The organism is Sphingomonas sp. S2-65, from assembly GCF_021513175.1.
Lineage (GTDB): Bacteria > Pseudomonadota > Alphaproteobacteria > Sphingomonadales > Sphingomonadaceae > Sphingomonas.
In genome coordinates, this window is sequence record NZ_CP090953.1 from 2,449,369 (window position 1) to 2,467,021 (window position 17,653).

Consider the following 17,653-nt stretch of genomic DNA (forward strand, 5'->3'; position numbering starts at 1 on the left):
AAGCTATGGCTGATGACCGACGAGCGAATGTGCGAGCGGCTGTGGGCGGCTTTGGAACGGATGCCGCGCGGCAGTGGGGTGATTTTTCGGCATTATCGGCTGCCGCTGGCGGAGCGGCGGGCGCTGTTCGCGCGGGTCGCGGCAGTGGCGCGGCGGCGTGGGCTGGTGCTGTTGCGCGCCGGCGAGACGCGGCTCGGGCGCGGGGAGGACGGGACGCACGGCACGCGGCGGCGGGTGCGAGGTTGGTATAGCCGATCTGCGCATTCGCCCGAGGAGGTCGTGGCGGGGGCGCGGGCGGGTGCGGATCTGTTGTTCGTGTCGCCGGTATTTGCCACGCGATCGCATCCCGGCGCGCCGGCGCTGGGGCCGGTGCGGCTGGGGATGCTGGTGCGCGGGGTCGGGGTGCCGGTGATCGCGCTGGGGGGGATGAACGCGCGGTCGGCACGACGGCTGCGGGGGGTAGGCGTATATGGCTGGGCTGGGATCGATGCGTGGACGGGGTGATGCGGCCTATCCTCCCCCTGGCGGGGGAGGATGGACGAACCTGCATTGAACTTGAAGCGCCGGTTAGAAGCGGAAAGCAGTGCCCACATAGACCGCCTGGCTGTCGCGGCGATCGTCTTCGAGCTTGGGCAGGCGGTCACGCTCGCTCTTGTAGCGCACGCCTGCGGTCACATCGAGGTTGCGGGTCAGCGAATAGGAGCCGCCCAGGTCCATCGAATAGCTCGGCTTGTCGCCGATCAGCACCGGCGCGGCACCTTCGATCGGACGGTCGGCGGTCGCCTGGACCCGTCCCGTGACGCGCTTGCCGCTGTAGCTGAACCCAAGATTGGCACGCTCACGGCTACCGGGCTGATGGACCAGTTCGACCTTGGTGACGTCGCCCGACACGGCGAAGCGCTTCCAGCCGACCGACGCACCCAGATTATAGCCGATCGGTGCCAAGCTGACGGCAGCCGGCGCAGCCGCGGCGAATTCCTCACGCTCCAGGCGCACCGTACCGGTAGTGCGGGCACGCACCGCCACGGTCACACCACGGCGGGTGCCGGCGCGGACTTCGGAGGGCGTAAAGCGGAAGCCGGCTTCGGGCATGCCGCTGCGTGCGAGGATTGCAGCGAGCTTGGGATCGGCCGCAGCCGGCGTGAAGGTGCCGAGGCCGCCGCGCGGCGTGAATGCCTGACGCGGCGCAACGCGGCGGTCGACGCCGTTGCGGTCCTGCGCCTGCAAGGCGGGCGAAACGGCGGCACAAAGCGCGCAGAGCACGCCCATCCCGATCGTCGCTTTCCACCCTGGCCGTCGCATGAAAACCCCTTTGTTGAGTCGCCCTACCATGATCTGGGGCCGAGGTTCCACCGATGCGAGCGCTAACGCGCAATTTTCGCGCCAGTGTTGCCCGATGCCCACAGACTCGCCTCCGGACTCGTCCGAAGCGGATAATCTGGATCCTTGGTTCTGCGCGATCCTGCAGAAAGGTGCACACGTTGATCGCAATTAAATTAAAAATATAAATTAGTGATATCGTCTGATGATGGACTCGGCAGAGACAGCAGAACAGCGTCTAGTGCGCCGACAGACTATTCGCGTTCCAGCCATGCTGGTCCGCAACCATCATGCGCTGATGCAGGTCTGCGTGATGGACATCGGCTCGCTCGGCTGCCGCTTCAGCAAGGCCGAAGGGTTGAGTATCGGCAGCTTCGTCACACTGGTGGTCGACGGCCTGCCCGATCTGGAAGCCTGGGTGGCCTGGAGCACCAGGTCGGAAGCGGGCGTGGCCTTCGCATATCGGCCGCCGCATTCGGTGATCGCCCGATTGTCCACACTGGATCTGCGACCCACAGACCGGCACTGACGCCCGGTCGTGCCGGGTCATTCCCGTTGGGCGTATCACCGCGACCGGGAGCGTTCCAGGCGCCTTGCTACCGCCACAAGCGCCACTATAGATGCAGCTTGCCTTCTATCTGCCTGTAGGAATGTGTCGATGAACCGCCTGTTGCGCACTGCGATCCTTGGGTCGCTCGCTCTTTCGATCACTGCGTGCGGTGGTGGCCGCGACCGTCCGAGCACCGATCTGGCCGCGTCGCGGGTTACCACGATCGGCGTGAACTCGTATCTGTGGCGCGCCACGCTCGATACGCTGAGCTTCATGCCGCTGCTCCAGACCGATTCCAATGGCGGCGTGATCGTCACCGACTGGTATGTGAACCCGAACGTGCAGACCGAGCGGATGAAGGTGACCGTCACCGTGCTCGATCAGGATCTGCGCGCCGATGCCGTGCGCGTCGCGGCGCTGCGCGAAGTAAACCGCAACGGCCAGTGGGTCGCGGCGCCCGTCCAGGCGGCGACCGTCCAGAAGCTGGAAGACATCATCCTGACTCGTGCGCGCGACCTGCGCCGCGCCGCGCTGACCAACTAAGCGGATCATGGCGTCACGCTTCAACCCGCTCAAGGCGGACGCGGCGTGGCAGAAGGCGTGGGACGACCGCCGCACCTTCGCCGCGCGCGACGATTCGCCCAAGCCCAAGAGCTTCGTGCTCGAGATGTTCCCGTATCCGTCGGGACGCATCCATATGGGCCATGTCCGCAACTACACGATGGGCGACGTGCTGGCGCGCTATCGCCGGATGACCGGGCATGAAGTGCTTCACCCGATGGGGTGGGACGCGTTCGGCATGCCGGCCGAAAATGCCGCGATGGAGCGCAAGGTCCATCCCGGCAGCTGGACGCGCGCGAACATCGCGACGATGCGGGCGCAGTTGAAGCGGCTGGGCTTCGCGCTGGACTGGACGCGCGAGATCGCCACCTGCGAGCCCGATTATTACGGGCACGAGCAGGCGCTGTTCCTCGATCTGCTCGACGCCGGCCTGGTCTATCGCAAGGAAAGCGCCGTCAATTGGGACCCGGTCGACATGACCGTGCTGGCCAACGAGCAGGTGATTGACGGGCGCGGCTGGCGCTCGGGCGCGTTGGTGGAGCGCAAGAAGCTCAGCCAATGGTTCCTCAAGATCACCCAGTTCGCCGACGAATTGCTCGAGGGCGTGCGCGGGCTCGAGCATTGGCCGGACAAGGTCAAGCTGATGCAGGAGAACTGGATCGGCAAGTCCGAGGGGCTGCAGTTCCGGTTCGCGCTTTCTTCTCCCCTTCCGCTTGCGGGAGGGGCCGGAGGGCCTGAAGCGAAGGACGATGAAGGAGCCTCCCCTCCCCTGGCCCCTCCCGCAAGCGGAAGGGGAATCGAAGAGGTCGAAGTCTTCACCACCCGGCCCGACACGATGTTCGGGTCGAGCTTCGTCGCGGTCGCCGCCGATCATCCCATCGCGCAGGCGCTGGCCGCGAACGATCCCGAGGTGCAGGCGTTCATCGAGCGGTGCAAGCAGGGCGGCACCACCGCGGCCGAACTAGAGACGCAGGAGAAATTGGGTTGGGACACCGGGCTGCGTGCCCGGCATCCGCTTGATCCCAGCTGGGAACTGCCGGTCTACATCGCCAATTTCGTGCTGATGGATTACGGCACCGGTGCGGTGTTCGGCGTGCCCGCGCACGACCAGCGCGATTTCGAATTCGCCACCAAATATGCCCTGCCGATCCGGCGGGTGGTCTCCGAAGGCGACCAGACCGCGCCCGACTTCCACGGGACCGAGGCTTATACGGGCCCCGGTACGATCGTGAATTCGCACTTTCTCGACGGGCTCGACATCGCCGATGCCAAGCGCGCGGTCATCCGCCGCGCCGAGGAAGGCGGCTGGGGCACCGGCACCACCGTCTGGCGCCTGCGCGACTGGGGGGTTTCGCGTCAGCGTTACTGGGGCACGCCGATCCCGATCATCCATTGCGATGGCTGCGGCCCGGTAGGCGTGCCGCGCGAGCAATTGCCGGTGGTGCTGCCCGAAGATGTCAGCTTCGACGTTCCCAGCAATCCGCTCGACCGGCATCCGACCTGGAAGCAGGTCGATTGCCCCAAGTGCGGCAGCGCGGCGCGGCGCGAGACCGATACGCTCGACACGTTCGTCGATTCGTCCTGGTATTTCATCCGCTTCGCCAGCCAGCCATCGGACAAGCCGTTCGACAAGGCAGTGGCCGAGCAGTGGCTGCCGGTCGGACAGTATATCGGCGGCGTCGAACATGCGATCCTGCACCTGCTCTACGCGCGCTTCTTCACCCGCGCGCTCCAGCATATCGGCAAGATCGGCGTGGCGGAGCCGTTCGCCGGACTGTTCACCCAGGGCATGGTGACGCACGAGACCTACAAGTCGCTGGATGGGCGCTGGCTGTCGCCCGAGGAGATCCGCAAGGACAGCGCCGGCGCGGTCGAGATCGCCAGCGGTGACGTCGTGACGCTTGGCCGCATCGAGAAGATGTCCAAGTCCAAGAAGAACACGGTCGATCCCGAACCGATCGTCGACCAATATGGCGCCGACGCGGTACGCTGGTTCATGCTGTCGGACTCGCCGCCCGAGCGCGACCTGGAATGGAGCGAGAACGGCATCGAAGGCGCGTGGCGCTTCGTCCAGCGGCTGTGGCGGCTGTTCGACGGGTTGGAAGAGGCTGAAGGCGCCGACAAGGACCTCGATCGCAGGCTCCACCGCACGATTGCCGGCGTCGCCGAGGACATCGACGCGCTGACCTTCAACAAGGCGGTGGCGAAGCTCTACGAGCTCACCAACGCCATCGAGAAGGCGCAGCCCTCCGCGTCGCGGAACACGGCGATCCGCACGCTGGCGCGCGTGGTGGCACCGATGGCGCCGCATCTGGCCGAGCAGGCCTGGGCGGAGATGGGCGGCGACGGGCTGATCGCCGACGCGCCCTGGCCCGAGGTCGACCCTGCCCTGCTGGTGGACGATGAGGTGACGATCGCGGTGCAGGTCAACGGCAAGCTGCGCGACACGCTGGTGATGGCCAAGGGCGCGCCCAAGGACCAGGTCGAAGCCGCGGCTTTGGCAGCCGAAAAGATCGTCCGCGCGTTGGAAGGCAAGCCTCCAAGAAAGGTGATCGTCGTGCCCGACCGTCTGGTGAACATCGTCGCATGAGGGGCTTGCTGCTTCTCGGCGCCGCGCTTGCGCTCAGTGGCTGCGGGCTGCGGCCGCTATATGGCGGCGGCGCTTCGGGGCCGGTGCAGACGGTGCTCGCATCGGTGCAGGTCGCGCCGATCGAGGGCCAGTCGGGCTGGCTGGTGAGCAACGCGCTGCGCGACCGGCTGAACGTCGGCCAGGAAGGTACCGCGCGCTATCGGCTGGAAGTCCGCCTGGACGATCAGATCGCCGGATTGGGCGTGCGCAGCGACGACAGCGTCGCGCGTGAGCGGCTGACGCTGCGCGCACGCTACCAGCTGGTGGATCTCAGCAACGGGACGGTGGTGCTCGACGCGACTGCGGGTTCGGACGCCGGCATCGACGTGGTCGGTTCGGAATATGCCACAATCGCCGCCGAGCGGACTGCGCTGGAGCGGCTGTCGGGGATCGTCGCCGACCAGATCGTCGCCCGCGTCGCCCGCTACGCGCACGCCGCTCCCGCAGCGCAATGAAGGCCAATGCGGCGCAGATCCGCGCCGCGGTCGACAAGCTAAAGCCCGAAACGCGCCTGTATCTGTTCCACGGTCCCGATGAAGCGGGCGCGGCGGAGCTTGCCGGACGCGTCGGCAAGGCTCTGGGGCCCGAGGCCGAGCGGTTCGACCTGGACATGAAGGCGCTGCGCGAACAGCCCGGGCGGCTGGCCGACGAGGCCGCGTCGCTGTCGCTGTTCGGCGGCGCGCGCTATGTGCGGGTGTCGGGGTTGGAAGAGGCCGGCGCGGAGGCCGTCACCTTGCTGCTCAAGGCCGAACAGGCCGGCAATCCGGTGGTGGCGATCGGCCCGGGGCTCAAGGCCAGCGGCAAGCTCGTGAAGCTGGTGGTCGCGGCCCAGAACGCCCTGGCGCATGCCTGCTATGTGCCCGAGGGCATGGATGCGGCGCGGATTGCGGCCGAGCTGGCAAGGACCCACGGATTGCGGCTGACGGGCGATGTGCCGCAACGGCTGGCGGCGGCGAGCGGCGGCGACCGCGCGATACTGGCCCGGGAGATCGAAAAGCTGGCGCTGTATCTCGACGCCGAGCCCGAGCACCCGCGCGAAGCTGGCGGCGAGGCACTGGACGCGATCGGCGCCGATTTGGGTGAGGTCGAGATGTTCCACGCGATCGACGCCGTGCTGGACGGGCGCGTCGCCGAACTGGGCGGCGAGATCGGCCGGCTGGTGCAGGGCGGCGGATCGATGATCCCGCTGCTGCGTCAGCTGGCGCGTCGACTGATGGCGTTGGCCGAATTGCGCGCCGACATGGATCGCGGTCTGGCCGTCGACGAAGTGCTTGAGAAGTATAGGGTATTCTTCAAGGAAAAGGCTTCGACGGCGCGTGCCCTGCGCCGATGGAGTGCGCCGCAGCTGGTCCGGGCGATCGAACGCGTTCGGGCGGCCGAGCGCGGTGTGATGCACAGCGGCAGCGCCGGCGATGTGCTGGCCGAGGCCGAGTGCACTGCGATTGCACGCCAGGCGGCGCGCGCGCGGGGCTGAGCCCGCCCCCGCCTTAGATCTTCTCGCCGCTCAGCCGCTGGCAGACCATGTCGAGCTGGTCGAGCGTCCCGTAGCTGACCGTAAGCGTGCCGCCCTTCTCGCCGTGCGCGATCTGGACCTTCAGCCCAAGAACATCCCCCAGCTGGCCCTCCAGCGCTGCGAGATCGGCGTCACGATTGCCCCCCTGCCCCGCGGCCCCCTTGCGGCGGGCGGCGGCGGGTTTGGCCTCACGCGCCAGCTTCTCGGTATCGCGGACCGAAAGGTTCTTGTCGGCGACCTGGCGGGCGAGCTTCGCGGGGTCCGGCGCGCCGATCAGCGCGCGCGCATGGCCCATTTCGATCGTCCCCACCAGCACCATCTGCCGGACCGAGTCGGGCAGGTCGAGCAGGCGCATGAGGTTGGAGATGTGGCTGCGCGACTTGTGGACGAGCTTGGCGAGAGCCTCCTGCGTGTGGCCGAATTCGCGGATCAGCCGCGCATAGGCCTCGGCTTCTTCGATCGCGTTGAGGTCCTGACGCTGGATATTCTCGACAAGCGCGATTTCCATCGTGTCGGCGTCGCTGAGCTCGCGCACGATGACCGGAACTTCGTGCAGCCGCGCACGCTGCGCCGCGCGCCAGCGGCGCTCCCCCGCAACGATCTGGTAGCTATGGCCATGCGGCCGGACGACAATCGGCTGGATCAGCCCGCGCGCCTTGATCGACTGGGCGAGATCATCGAGCGCATCCTCGTCGAAATAACGGCGCGGCTGGCCCGGGTGCGGCGCCATCGCGCTGACCGGCAGCTGGCGTACGCCGCTGGGAGTGACGGCCTCCCCATCTGCGCTGACCGGCGCTTCGGGAAGGCTGTCACCGAGAAGGGCGCTCAGTCCACGGCCGAGGCCGGGGCGAGCCTTGCGGGCGGCGGGGCTGGTATCGGTCATGCAGCTTTCTTGAGCTTGGGCAGGCGGTCGATCACTTCGCGGGCAAGCGCGATATAGGCTTCGGAACCAGCGCAGCGATAATCGTAGATCAGCGCGGGCACGCCGTGGCTCGGCGCTTCGGAAAGCCGGACGTTGCGCGGGATCACGGTGTCGAACACCACGCGGCCGAGCACCGCGCGGACATCGTCGGAGACCTGATCAGTGAGGCGGTTGCGCCGGTCGTACATCGTCAGTGCGACGCCGAGAATGGACAAGCCAGGGTTGAACCGGCTGCGGATGCGCTCGACGGTGGTGAGCAGTTGGCTAAGCCCTTCCAGCGCGAAAAACTCGCATTGCAGCGGCACGAGCAAGGCATGCGCCGCGACCATGGCGTTGATCGTGAGCAGGCCGAGTGAAGGGGGGCAGTCGATCAGCACCACGTCCCATCGGCCAGCCACATGCCGGCTGATGGCGGCATCCAGGCGATGCGTGCGGGCGTCGAATTCGATCAGTTCGATCTCGGCCCCCGAGAGGTCCTGAGTCGCCGGCACGATATCGAGACGAGGAACCTTGGTGGGCATCGCGACGTCTTCCAGGTTCGTCTCGGTCAGAAGCAAGTCGTAGGTCGAATGCTCGCGCTCATTGCGACCGATGCCAAGTCCCGTCGACGCGTTACCCTGCGGATCCAGATCGATGAGCAGGACGCGCTGGCCCGTCGCCGCGAGCGCCGTCCCCACGTTGATCGCGGTAGTCGTCTTGCCGACGCCACCTTTTTGATTGGCGATTGCGATGCAGATCATTTCGGGCGTACCCCATTGGCAACCACGATGCCGGACTCCGGCTGGGTCATGCTCGGTTCCACGTGGAACGAACCTTGCCATGTTCGGCGGGCTGCTGCCACCTCTGATTGCGCGTTGCGCCCCTTGGGTAGTACCCAGATCGTCGACGAGTTCGCACAATGGTAGGCAGCGCCGAGGAGGGAGGAGAGTTCTGCAACCGCACGCGCGGAGACGACCGCCACGGGGTCGGAGGCGTGGTAACTTTCAACCTTGCCCTGCACTACGACCACATTGCGCAACTCCAACTCGGCAGCAGTGTCACGCAGGAATTCGACGCGCTTGGCGCGAGGTTCGACGAGCACTACCGGACGATCGAGCAAAGCCGCAGCGACAATACCCGGAAGCCCGGCGCCGCTGCCGACGTCGAGCCACACTCCCGGGGGGGCATCTTCAGTCAATGGGATCAACTGCGCGGAGTCCAGCAGGTGCCGCGTCCAAATTTCGGGAATGGTCGACGCGGATATCAGGTTCTGCTTGGACGACTCGCGGCGAAGGATTTCAGCGTAACGAGAGACAATCGTTCCACGTGGAACGCCAAACGTATCCGAGATCCAGGCTCGAGCTTCTTCCTCGGTCATGCCGCGTGCTTCCGGCTGTACAGGAGGATGGCGGACAATGCGGCGGGTGTGACGCCGCGAATGCGAGCGGCAGCGCCGAGCGTCTCAGGTCTGGCCGCACTGAGGCGTTCGATCATCTCGTTGGAGAGGCCCGGTATACCCGCGTAAGCCAAAGAGCTCGGGAGGCGTATCGCGTCGTTCGAACGTACATGCGCCACCTCTGCTTCCTGGCGTTCGAGATAAGGAGCATAGCGAGCGTCTTCCACGAACTCATCGAGCAGATCGCGATCGGCGGAACTGCCCAGCTCCGACGCGACGTGGTTCAACATCACCGTGGGGAAACGCAGCCACTCCTTTGCCGAGCGCTTAACGCCGTCCTGCGACACGTCGGCGCCACGCAAGCGCAGCTGTGTGGCGCTGAGCGTTTCCGCAAACTGATCCTCTAGCGCAGTGCGCTGGAGAGTACGATGATCATACCGTCGGCGGCGTTCGGCACCCAGCAACCCCAACGTGGCTCCGACAGGGTTCAGCCGGGTCTCGGCATTGTCCGTACGAAGCCGCAGTCGGAACTCGGCGCGGGCGGTGAGCATCCGATAGGGTTCCGTGACACCTTGCAACACCAGGTCGTCGATCATCACGCCGAGATAGCTGGTAGCGCGATCCAGCAACAGCGGGGCTTCACTGCACGCATGGGCGGCGGCGTTGCTGCCAGCGACAAGCCCCTGTCCCGCTGCTTCTTCATAGCCGGTGGTTCCATTGATCTGACCGGCAAAGAACAATCCGGGGATCGCAGACAGCCCAAGCCCGGCGCCAAGGGCGCGAGGGTCGATATAATCATATTCGACAGCGTAGCCGGGCGTGACGATGGTCGCGCGCTCGAGGCCCGCAATCGAACGCACCATCGCGACTTGCACGTCGACCGGCAAGGATGTCGACATCCCGTTGGGGTAAATGAGCGAGGTATCCAGCCCCTCCGGCTCCAGGAAAATCTGGTGGCCATCCCTGTCGCCGAAGCGGTGGATCTTGTCTTCGATCGAGGGACAATAACGCGGCCCCTGCCCATCGATCGCACCGCTGAACAGCGGCGACCGGTCGAGGCCGCCGCGGATGACCGCGTGGGTCTCGGCGTTCGTGCGGGTGACGCCGCAATGCAGCTGAGGCAACACGCGCCGGCCCAATGGCGACATGGTCCACCCTTCCCGCTCGGACGGCTGGGTAGCGGTGCGAGCCCAGTCGATCGTCCGACCGTCTAGGCGCGGTGGGGTGCCGGTCTTCAGCCTTCCCATCGGGAGGTCGAGCGCGCGTAGCTGTTCCGCGAGCCGAGTGGCAGCCGCTTCGTCGATGCGCCCGCCGGCCAGCCGCTCTTCTCCGCGGAAGATCCGGCCGCCAAGAAATGTGCCCGTTGCCAATACCACCGCGGGTGCGGCCAGGATGCTCCCGTCCGCCAGCACCACGCCGGCGAGGCGCTCACCGTCGAAGTGCAAGGCCGAAGCCTCGCCTTGTATCAACTTCACGCCAGGCTGACGGGCGAGCATGCCCTGGATGGCGGCGGCATAACGGGTCCGATCGGCCTGCACCCGCGGACCCTGGACGGCGGTGCCCTTGCTCCGGTTCAGCATGCGATAGTGGATTCCCGCCGCATCGGCAGCGCGGGCAATCAGCCCGTCCAGCGCATCGACTTCGCGCACCAGATGCCCCTTGCCGAGCCCACCAATTGCCGGGTTGCACGACATCGCGCCGACCTTGGTAAGATCGAAGCTGAGCAACGCCGTGTGCGCGCCGCGTCGCGCAGACGCGGCAGCGGCCTCGGTGCCGGCATGGCCCCCGCCGATCACGATCACGTCGAATTGCATTGGTGCCCACTACGCCAATCGGCGGGAATCGTCAAAACCGTTCCACGTGGAACAGACCTACTTTCCGATGCAAAAGCGAGAGAACAACGCATCCAGCATCGCTTCCACACCGGCACGGCCAGTGACTGCGTCGAATGCCCGCTGGGCTGCCCGTACTTCCTCCGCGAACAGCAAAGGATCATGTTGCACGGCAGCACGAGTTAGCGCCGCTGCCGCATCAATGCACAGGTCGCGCTGACGACGATTCAGGGCGACCATGTCGGGTGCCGGGACCAAGCTCGCCGCGAGCGCCTCGATGCGGTCCCAAAGAACCGACATACCCTCGCCTGTCACGGCCGACAACGCTAGGTCCTTCCCTCCCGGGTCGCCGCGCTCCGCTTGGTCGGCGCGGGGATGAAGCCACAGCCGGGCAGGATGTTCGGGAGGCGCGTCGTCCCCCAACCACAGCAGGATGTCGGCGGAACGGATGGCCTCCTCGGCGCGCGCGATCCCGATCTGCTCGATCGCATCTCCCGGAGTCTGATTAAGCCCTGCGGTGTCGGTCAGCACATAAGCGAGGCCGTTGCGCGTTACCGGTGCTTCAACACGGTCGCGCGTCGTCCCGGCGATCGACGAAGTGATGGCAGCCTCGCGCCCAACGAGTGCGTTCAGCAGCGTCGACTTGCCGGCATTGGGTGGCCCCGCAAGAACGACGCGTAACCCGTCGCGAAGACGCTCAACCGGAGGTCGTGTGGCAACCATGCCGACATCGCCGCCCAAAGCTCCCGCAAGTGCCTGGAGCGAGGCCAGCGACTCCGCCTCTGCCGCCACATCGTCTTCATCGACATGATCGAGCATCGCTTCCACTTGGGCAGCGATCCGCAGAAGCCGGTCCGTCCAGCCATCGACTTCGCTCCGTACCGCACCCTCGGCGGAACGCAGCGCGACGCGGCGCTGGGTCTCGGTCTCGGCGGCCAGCAAGTCGCCCAGTCCTTCGGCCTCGCTCAAGTCGAGCCGGCCATTGTGCAATGCGCGGCGGGTGAATTCGCCAGCCTCCGCCATGCGCAACCCCGGCATGCCGCCGAGTGCGGCTTCAATTGCGCGGACTACTGCGCGTCCGCCATGGAGATGCAGTTCCGCGAGATCCTCGCCGGTGGCACTCGCCGGGCCGGGGAAACAGAGCACCAGTGCGCGATCCAGCAAGCCTCCGTCGGCGGGATTGCGCAACGCCCTCACGCTTGCGCGGCGCGCCGGCGGCAGGGTCCCTGCCAGGCGTTGCACCGCAGCGAAGGCACCCTCCCCGCTCACGCGAACGACGGCGATCCCGGCGGGCGGTGCGCCGCTGGACAGCGCGAAGATCGTGTCCATCAGCCGGCCTTGTTTCCGCCTTCGAACATCGTCCGCCAGAAGTTCATCCCCGCTTCGCCCATCGGCGTCCAGCTGCGTACCAGCGTCTCGAATGCCTCGGGCGTGCCCTGGGTCTCGATCGCCTGCACCATCAGTTGGACATAGCGGTCGTGCACCGGCGTGAGATCGGGCAGGCCCATTGCGCGCCGCGCCTCCTCGGGGGTGCAATCTACCTCGACATGGATCTTCATGGGCTTTCGTCTCTCCGCTTGAGCACGCCCGATGGCGGCTGCTAGGTCATGGCCATGTATGCGCGCGACCACGCCCTGATCGCAACGCCCATCGGCCTGGTCCGCATCGAGGGGGACGATGCGGTCGTGACCGCGCTGCACATCGGCGCCGAGGGCGCACCCGCGCCGGGTCGCGCTGATGCCGTGCGGACCGCCGCCGAGCAGATCGGCGCATGGTTCGCCGGCGAGCGGCAGGACTTGGCAGTCCCGCTCGCGCCCGCCGCCACATCCCGAGGACAGACGCTGCGCGACGGGTTGATCGCCATCGGCTATGGCGAGACGCTGAGCTATGGCGCGCTGGCGCAGCGGCTGGGATCGAGCGCCCGCGCGATCGGCCAGCTGTGCGCGCGCAATCCGCTCCCCCTGTTCGTGCCGTGTCACCGCGTACTGGGAAGCGGCGGCGTGCTTGGCGCCTATTCGGCCGGCGATGGCCCGGCGACCAAATCCTGGCTGCTCGAGCATGAGCGGCGCATAGCGAGAAAGACCCTATTATGAGCGAGACCAGCATCCAGGCGTCCGACGGAAGCGGCAGCTTCCAGGCCTATGTCGCCGAACCCGAGGGCACGCCGCGCGCCGCGATCGTCGTCATTCAGGAGATCTTCGGCGTGAACCCGGGCATTCGCCAGAAGTGCGACGATTGGGCGGCGCAGGGCTATCTGGCGATCGCGCCCGATCTGTTCTGGCGGGTTCAGCCTGGCGTAGTGCTCGATCCCGATGTCGAACCCGAGTTTCAGCAGGCGCTCCAGCTGATGGGGCAGTTCGACCAGGGCAAGGGCATCGAAGACATCGAAGCGACGATCAAGGCTGCGCGGGCGCAGCTCGGCGGCGGCAAGGTCGGCGTGGTTGGCTTTTGCCTTGGGGGCCGTCTGGCCTTCATGGCGGCGACGCGTACCGACAGCGATGCAAGCGTCGGCTATTACGCCGTCGGCATCGACAACCTGCTGGGTGAGAAGCACGCCATCGCCAAGCCGGTGCTGCTCCACGTCGCGGGCGCGGACCATTTCGTCACTCCGGACATCCAGGCGAAGATGCACGAAGGGCTCGACGACCATCCCAAGGTGACGATCTTCGACTATCCCGGCGAGGATCATGGCTTTGCCGCAGAGATGGGCAAGCGCCGTTCGGAAGCCGCGGCGGAACTGGCAGACACGCGCACCGCCGACTTCTTCGCCGAGCATCTGGGCTGACACGAAAAAGGGGCGGCGGCTCGATGAGCCCCGCCCCTTCCTTTACCTGGGTTCGGATCAGCTGAAGAAGCTGGTGATCCCGACGGTCTCGGGCGTGCCCACCCACCCTTCGTAGATCATCTTGCCCGCGACCAGCACGATCACTGCAAGGCCGATATAGGCGATCCAGCGATGGCGGTCGATCAGCTTGGCGATGAAGTTGGCGGCCAGGCCCATCAGCGCCACCGACAGCAACAGGCCGACGACCAGAATGCCCGGGTGCTCGCGCGCGGCGCCGGCCACGGCGAGGACGTTGTCCAGGCTCATCGACACGTCGGCGACAGCAACCGCCCACGCCGCACCGGCGAAGCTGCGCGCCGACCGGACGCCCGAGCGCTCGTCACCCGCGATCTCCTCGGAGCCATGGCTCTCGCCGGTGTGGCGGATTTCGCGCCAGAATTTCCAGCTGACCCAGAGCAGCAACAGGCCGCCGGCGAAGATGAGACCGACGATCCCCATCAGCCAGCTGACGACCAGGGCAAAGGCGATGCGCAGCACCAGTGCGGCGCCGATGCCGATCAGGATGACCTTCTTGCGCTCGGCCGCGGGAAGCCCGGCCGCCAGCGCCCCGACGACGATCGCATTGTCGCCGGCGAGCACCAGGTCGATCATCAGCACCGAGCCGAAGGCGGCCAATGCCGCCGGCTCGCCGATGTTCGAGAAGTCGGCGACGATATGGTGCCAGATCTCCAGGGGAGACCCGATGCCGCCTGCGGCGGACGCGGCGGCGGAGAGGATGAGATCGATCATGCTATAGCCCTAGCGTGCGTGACAGCGCAGGCAAGGGGTACGCAGGGAGCGGCGTTGGGGTTCCGAAGCCAAGTCGGAACACACGCTGCGCTTGGAAACGCGCGGAACCAGCACGGGAACCCTCAATGTACTTCGTCACCCCGGCCTTGAGCCGGGGTCCCGCTGCCTGCAGCCACCAGAAGAAGCGGGATCCCGGCTCAAGGCCGGGATGACGGTTATTTGGCGGCTTGTTTATATTCTCGGCTGCCCGGTCTTCGCCCGCACCGCAAAGAAAAAGGCCGGGGATGCCCGGCCTCTCCTTACTGGTTCATGCTGTCGAAGAAGTCCTCGTTGGTCTTCGAATCCTTCATCTTGTCGAGCAGGAATTCCATCGCGTCGATGGTGCCCATCTGCATGAGGATGCGGCGCAGCACCCACATCTTGGTGAGCTTGGCCTTGTCGACCAGCAGCTCTTCCTTGCGGGTGCCCGACTTGCCGACGTCGAGCGCCGGGAAGATGCGCTTGTCCGCCACCTTGCGGTCGAGGACGATTTCGGAGTTACCGGTGCCCTTGAACTCTTCGAAGATGACTTCGTCCATGCGGCTGCCGGTGTCGATCAGCGCGGTGGCGATGATCGAGAGCGAACCGCCTTCCTCGATGTTGCGCGCGGCGCCGAAGAAGCGCTTCGGGCGCTGCAGGGCGTTGGCGTCGACACCGCCGGTCAGCACCTTGCCCGAGCTCGGGACGACGGTGTTGTAGGCCCGACCTAGACGCGTGATCGAGTCGAGCAGGATCACCACGTCCTTCTTGTGCTCGACCAGGCGCTTGGCCTTTTCGATCACCATTTCAGACACTTGCACGTGACGCTGCGCGGGCTCGTCAAAGGTCGAGGAAATGACCTCACCCTTCACGCTGCGCTGCATGTCGGTGACTTCTTCCGGGCGCTCGTCGATCAGCAGCACGATCAGGAACACTTCGGGATGGTTGTCGGTGATCGCCTTGGCGATGTTCTGGAGCAGAACCGTCTTACCGACGCGCGGCGGCGCGACGATCAGCGCGCGCTGGCCCTTGCCCTGCGGCGCGACGATGTCGATCACCCGCGCCGACTTGTCCTTGATCGTCGGGTCGAGCAAGTCGAGCGTCAGCTTCTGCTCGGGGTACAGCGGAGTCAGATTGTCGAAATTGACGCGGTGGCGGACTGCGTCGGGATCGTCGAAATTGACCGACACGAGCCGGACCAATGCGAAGTAGCGTTCGCCGTCCTTGGGCCCGCGGATTTCGCCTTCCACCGTGTCGCCGGTGCGCAGGCCGAACTTACGAACCTGGTTGGGGCTGACATAGATATCGTCAGGCCCGGCAAGGTAATTCGCCTGCGGGCTGCGCAGGAAGCCGAAGCCGTCGGGCAGCACTTCGATCGTGCCCTCGCCCATGATCTGCTCGCCATTTTCGGCCTGGGCCTTGAGGATGGCGAAGAGCAGGTCCTGCTTGCGCAGCGTGGACGCGCTCTCGACGCCGAGTTCCTCGGCCATGCTGACCAGTTCGGCGGGGGGAGTTTTCTTGAGGTCCTTGAGGTGCATGCGGAGTCCGGGTGCTGGGAAGCTTGGGGAGAGCGTCGTTCGGCGAGATGCGCGCGAGTATCGATGCTTGGAGGAAGGATGTCCGGCGGAACACCGGGACACTCCGCCGAATTAGGTGGCGCCCTCCTCCAAGTCAACCGCGATCACGGCAAGAAAAGCAGCTTTCGACCCCCGCCCCACGCAACTTCGTTAGAACGGCTTCACCACCGCGAGCACGACGATCAGCACCGCGGCAAGCGCCGGCACTTCGTTGAGCAGCCGCAACCGGCGGGTGGGAAGCGTCCCCTGCCCTGCCGCCAGCTTCTTCGCATAGCCGACCGCCCAGCCATGATAGCCGCTGAGCAGCACGACGAGGAGCAGCTTGGCATGCAGCCAGCCGATCCCCGGCTGGCCGTCGAACAGCCCGACATTGGCGGCAAGCGTCAGCCCGAGAAGCCAGACGATGATCATGGAGGGCGTGAGGATCATCCGCCGCAGCATCGCCTCCCGCTTCACCCAGTCGGCCGCCTGGGGCGTGCCCAGCGCCTCCTGGTGGTGCACCAGATAGCGCGGCAGCAGGAACAGCCCGGCCATCCAGAAGATCACGAAGATGATGTGGAACGCCTTCACCCACAGATAGGCGTTGCCCAGGAACCCGGTCATGCCACTGTCCCCCGTACCCGCGCCAATAACCGTTCGACATGGGCGATCGGCGTGTCCGGCAGGATGCCGTGACCCAGATTGAAGATGTGCGGCCGGTTCGCGAACGCGGCGAGAATGCGATCGACCGCCGCATCCAGCGTCGCGCCGCCGGCAATCAGCGCCAACGGATCGAGATTACCTTGCACCGGCAGCCCTTCGGGCAGCGCGGCATCGGCCCAGACCGGGTCCACGGTCTCGTCTACGCCGATCGCATCCGCACCGACTTCGCGGGCATAAGCCGGCAGCTTGCCGCCTGCGCCCTTCGGAAAGCCGATCACCGGCACGCCGGGCGCGCGTTCGTGGAGCGCAGTGATGATCCGCGCGGTCGGGGCGATCACCCAGCGTTCGAACTGCGCGGGGCTCAGGCTGCCCGACCAGCTGTCGAACAGCTGCACGGCCTCGACGCCCGCGTCGATCTGGCCGAGCAGATACTCGATCGTGCAATCGGCGATGCGGTCGACCAGCGCCTGCATCAGCCCCGGATCGCCATAAGCCAGCCGGCGTGCCTCGGCCTGTTCGCGGCTACCCTGCCCGTTGATCATGTAGGTCGCGACCGTCCAGGGACTGCCCGCAAAGCCCAGAAACGCCGTCTCGGGTGGCAGGAGTGCCGCCACGCGCCGAACGGTGCCGTAGACCGGCTCCAGTGCCTCCGGCCGGGCTGTTAGCCCGTCGAGCACGTCGCGCGCCTGCACCTTGGGTGCCAGCCGTGGGCCCTCGCCGGTTTCGAACCACAGATCCTGGCCCAGCGCCATCGGCACGATCAGGATGTCGGAGAACAGGATCGCCCCATCCATGCCGAAGCGGCGGATCGGCTGCAACGTGATCTCCGCCGCGGCATCGCTGTCCATGGCGAGTGCCAGAAATCCGCCTTTTTCCGCCCTGAGCGCGCGATATTCGGGAAGGTAGCGCCCCGCCTGGCGCATCAGCCAGATCGGCGGGACCGATTGGCGCTGGCCGTAGAGGGTGGCGAGAAGCGGCTTGGGAGAAGCGTACATGCGATCCCCTCTGCACCGTCCGGCCGGTGCGTCAAAGGGCAATCTGCCGGCGCGATTCCGCTACCTGGCGTGAGGCTCCGGGCGAAGAACCAATATCTATAAAGAAGAGAATCTAGGGTTGTTGGAGTTAGTAGGCGCGTGGATG

Annotated in this window: 19 protein-coding genes; 8 read left to right on the top strand and 11 right to left on the bottom strand. The window is 66.3% G+C overall.

The window, feature by feature from the left end:
• The first annotated feature begins 12 nt into the window (after positions 1-12).
• A complete protein-coding gene (locus tag LZ586_RS11465) occupies positions 13-504 on the top strand; it encodes a thiamine phosphate synthase (RefSeq protein WP_235076431.1) in 492 nt (163 codons plus the stop codon).
• Between the two features lie 63 nt (positions 505-567).
• On the opposite strand, the gene LZ586_RS11470 is transcribed toward LZ586_RS11465, so the two are convergent.
• A complete protein-coding gene (locus tag LZ586_RS11470) occupies positions 568-1,302 on the bottom strand; it encodes a hypothetical protein (protein WP_235076432.1) in 735 nt (244 codons plus the stop codon).
• 289 nt (positions 1,303-1,591) lie between these two features.
• Between LZ586_RS11470 and LZ586_RS11475 the strand changes: the two genes are divergently transcribed.
• From LZ586_RS11475 to holA, 5 genes are all read left to right on the top strand, one after another.
• Positions 1,592-1,849, top strand: coding sequence for a hypothetical protein (locus tag LZ586_RS11475; RefSeq protein ID WP_235076433.1), 258 nt, complete (start codon positions 1,592-1,594; stop codon positions 1,847-1,849).
• Positions 1,850-1,978: 129 nt separating this feature from the next.
• Positions 1,979-2,413: a DUF3576 domain-containing protein gene (locus tag LZ586_RS11480; RefSeq protein ID WP_235076434.1), complete on the top strand. Its 435-nt coding sequence runs from the start codon at positions 1,979-1,981 to the stop codon at positions 2,411-2,413.
• A gap of 7 nt (positions 2,414-2,420) precedes the next feature.
• On the top strand, positions 2,421-5,021 hold the full coding sequence (gene leuS / locus LZ586_RS11485) for a leucine--tRNA ligase (RefSeq protein WP_235076435.1): 2,601 nt from the start codon (positions 2,421-2,423) through the stop codon (positions 5,019-5,021).
• Positions 5,018-5,515 carry an LPS assembly lipoprotein LptE gene (gene lptE / locus LZ586_RS11490; RefSeq protein WP_235076436.1) on the top strand — a complete coding sequence of 166 codons (498 nt, stop codon included), beginning with the start codon at positions 5,018-5,020 and terminating at the stop codon, positions 5,513-5,515. The genes leuS and lptE overlap by 4 nt, the downstream gene beginning before the upstream one ends.
• Complete coding sequence (gene holA, locus LZ586_RS11495; RefSeq protein ID WP_235076437.1) at positions 5,512-6,534, top strand: DNA polymerase III subunit delta; 1,023 nt, start codon at positions 5,512-5,514, stop codon at positions 6,532-6,534. Before lptE ends, holA begins: the two co-directional genes overlap by 4 nt.
• Before the next feature lie 13 nt (positions 6,535-6,547).
• On the opposite strand, the gene LZ586_RS11500 is transcribed toward holA, so the two are convergent.
• The 6 genes from LZ586_RS11500 to LZ586_RS11525 are packed head-to-tail and all read right to left on the bottom strand — an operon-like array spanning position 6,548 to position 12,261.
• Complete coding sequence (locus LZ586_RS11500; RefSeq protein ID WP_235076438.1) at positions 6,548-7,456, bottom strand: ParB/RepB/Spo0J family partition protein; 909 nt, start codon at positions 7,454-7,456, stop codon at positions 6,548-6,550.
• Positions 7,453-8,235, bottom strand: a complete 783-nt coding sequence (locus LZ586_RS11505; RefSeq protein ID WP_235076439.1) for a ParA family protein — start codon at positions 8,233-8,235, stop codon at positions 7,453-7,455. The genes LZ586_RS11500 and LZ586_RS11505 overlap by 4 nt, the downstream gene beginning before the upstream one ends.
• Positions 8,232-8,852 carry a 16S rRNA (guanine(527)-N(7))-methyltransferase RsmG gene (gene rsmG / locus LZ586_RS11510; RefSeq protein WP_235076440.1) on the bottom strand — a complete coding sequence of 207 codons (621 nt, stop codon included), beginning with the start codon at positions 8,850-8,852 and terminating at the stop codon, positions 8,232-8,234. Before rsmG ends, LZ586_RS11505 begins: the two co-directional genes overlap by 4 nt.
• A complete protein-coding gene (mnmG, locus tag LZ586_RS11515; RefSeq protein WP_235076441.1) occupies positions 8,849-10,684 on the bottom strand; it encodes a tRNA uridine-5-carboxymethylaminomethyl(34) synthesis enzyme MnmG in 1,836 nt (611 codons plus the stop codon). Before mnmG ends, rsmG begins: the two co-directional genes overlap by 4 nt.
• Positions 10,685-10,741: 57 nt before the next feature.
• Positions 10,742-12,031, bottom strand: a complete 1,290-nt coding sequence (gene mnmE, locus LZ586_RS11520; RefSeq protein WP_235076442.1) for a tRNA uridine-5-carboxymethylaminomethyl(34) synthesis GTPase MnmE — start codon at positions 12,029-12,031, stop codon at positions 10,742-10,744.
• Entirely contained in the window at positions 12,031-12,261 is a 231-nt protein-coding gene (locus LZ586_RS11525) for a DUF6489 family protein (protein ID WP_235076443.1), read from the bottom strand. The genes mnmE and LZ586_RS11525 overlap by 1 nt, the downstream gene beginning before the upstream one ends.
• A gap of 54 nt (positions 12,262-12,315) precedes the next feature.
• On the opposite strand from LZ586_RS11525, the gene LZ586_RS11530 reads away from it, so the two are divergent.
• Both LZ586_RS11530 and LZ586_RS11535 read left to right on the top strand, forming a co-directional pair.
• The gene (locus LZ586_RS11530) at positions 12,316-12,795 is read left to right on the top strand and encodes a methylated-DNA--[protein]-cysteine S-methyltransferase (RefSeq protein WP_235079787.1); all 480 of its coding nucleotides are present in this window, start codon (positions 12,316-12,318) and stop codon (positions 12,793-12,795) included.
• A complete protein-coding gene (locus LZ586_RS11535) occupies positions 12,792-13,487 on the top strand; it encodes a dienelactone hydrolase family protein (RefSeq protein WP_235076444.1) in 696 nt (231 codons plus the stop codon). Before LZ586_RS11530 ends, LZ586_RS11535 begins: the two co-directional genes overlap by 4 nt.
• Positions 13,488-13,544: 57 nt before the next feature.
• On the opposite strand, the gene LZ586_RS11540 is transcribed toward LZ586_RS11535, so the two are convergent.
• The 4 genes from LZ586_RS11540 to hemE form a co-directional block, all read right to left on the bottom strand.
• A complete protein-coding gene (locus LZ586_RS11540; RefSeq protein WP_235076445.1) occupies positions 13,545-14,276 on the bottom strand; it encodes a YjbE family putative metal transport protein in 732 nt (243 codons plus the stop codon).
• 299 nt (positions 14,277-14,575) lie between these two features.
• A complete protein-coding gene (gene rho, locus LZ586_RS11545) occupies positions 14,576-15,832 on the bottom strand; it encodes a transcription termination factor Rho (RefSeq protein WP_235076446.1) in 1,257 nt (418 codons plus the stop codon).
• Positions 15,833-16,021: 189 nt separating this feature from the next.
• Positions 16,022-16,474, bottom strand: coding sequence for a CopD family protein (locus tag LZ586_RS11550; protein ID WP_235076447.1), 453 nt, complete (start codon positions 16,472-16,474; stop codon positions 16,022-16,024).
• Positions 16,471-17,508 carry a uroporphyrinogen decarboxylase gene (gene hemE / locus LZ586_RS11555; protein WP_235076448.1) on the bottom strand — a complete coding sequence of 346 codons (1,038 nt, stop codon included), beginning with the start codon at positions 17,506-17,508 and terminating at the stop codon, positions 16,471-16,473. The genes LZ586_RS11550 and hemE overlap by 4 nt, the downstream gene beginning before the upstream one ends.
• Positions 17,509-17,653: the final 145 nt, after the last annotated feature.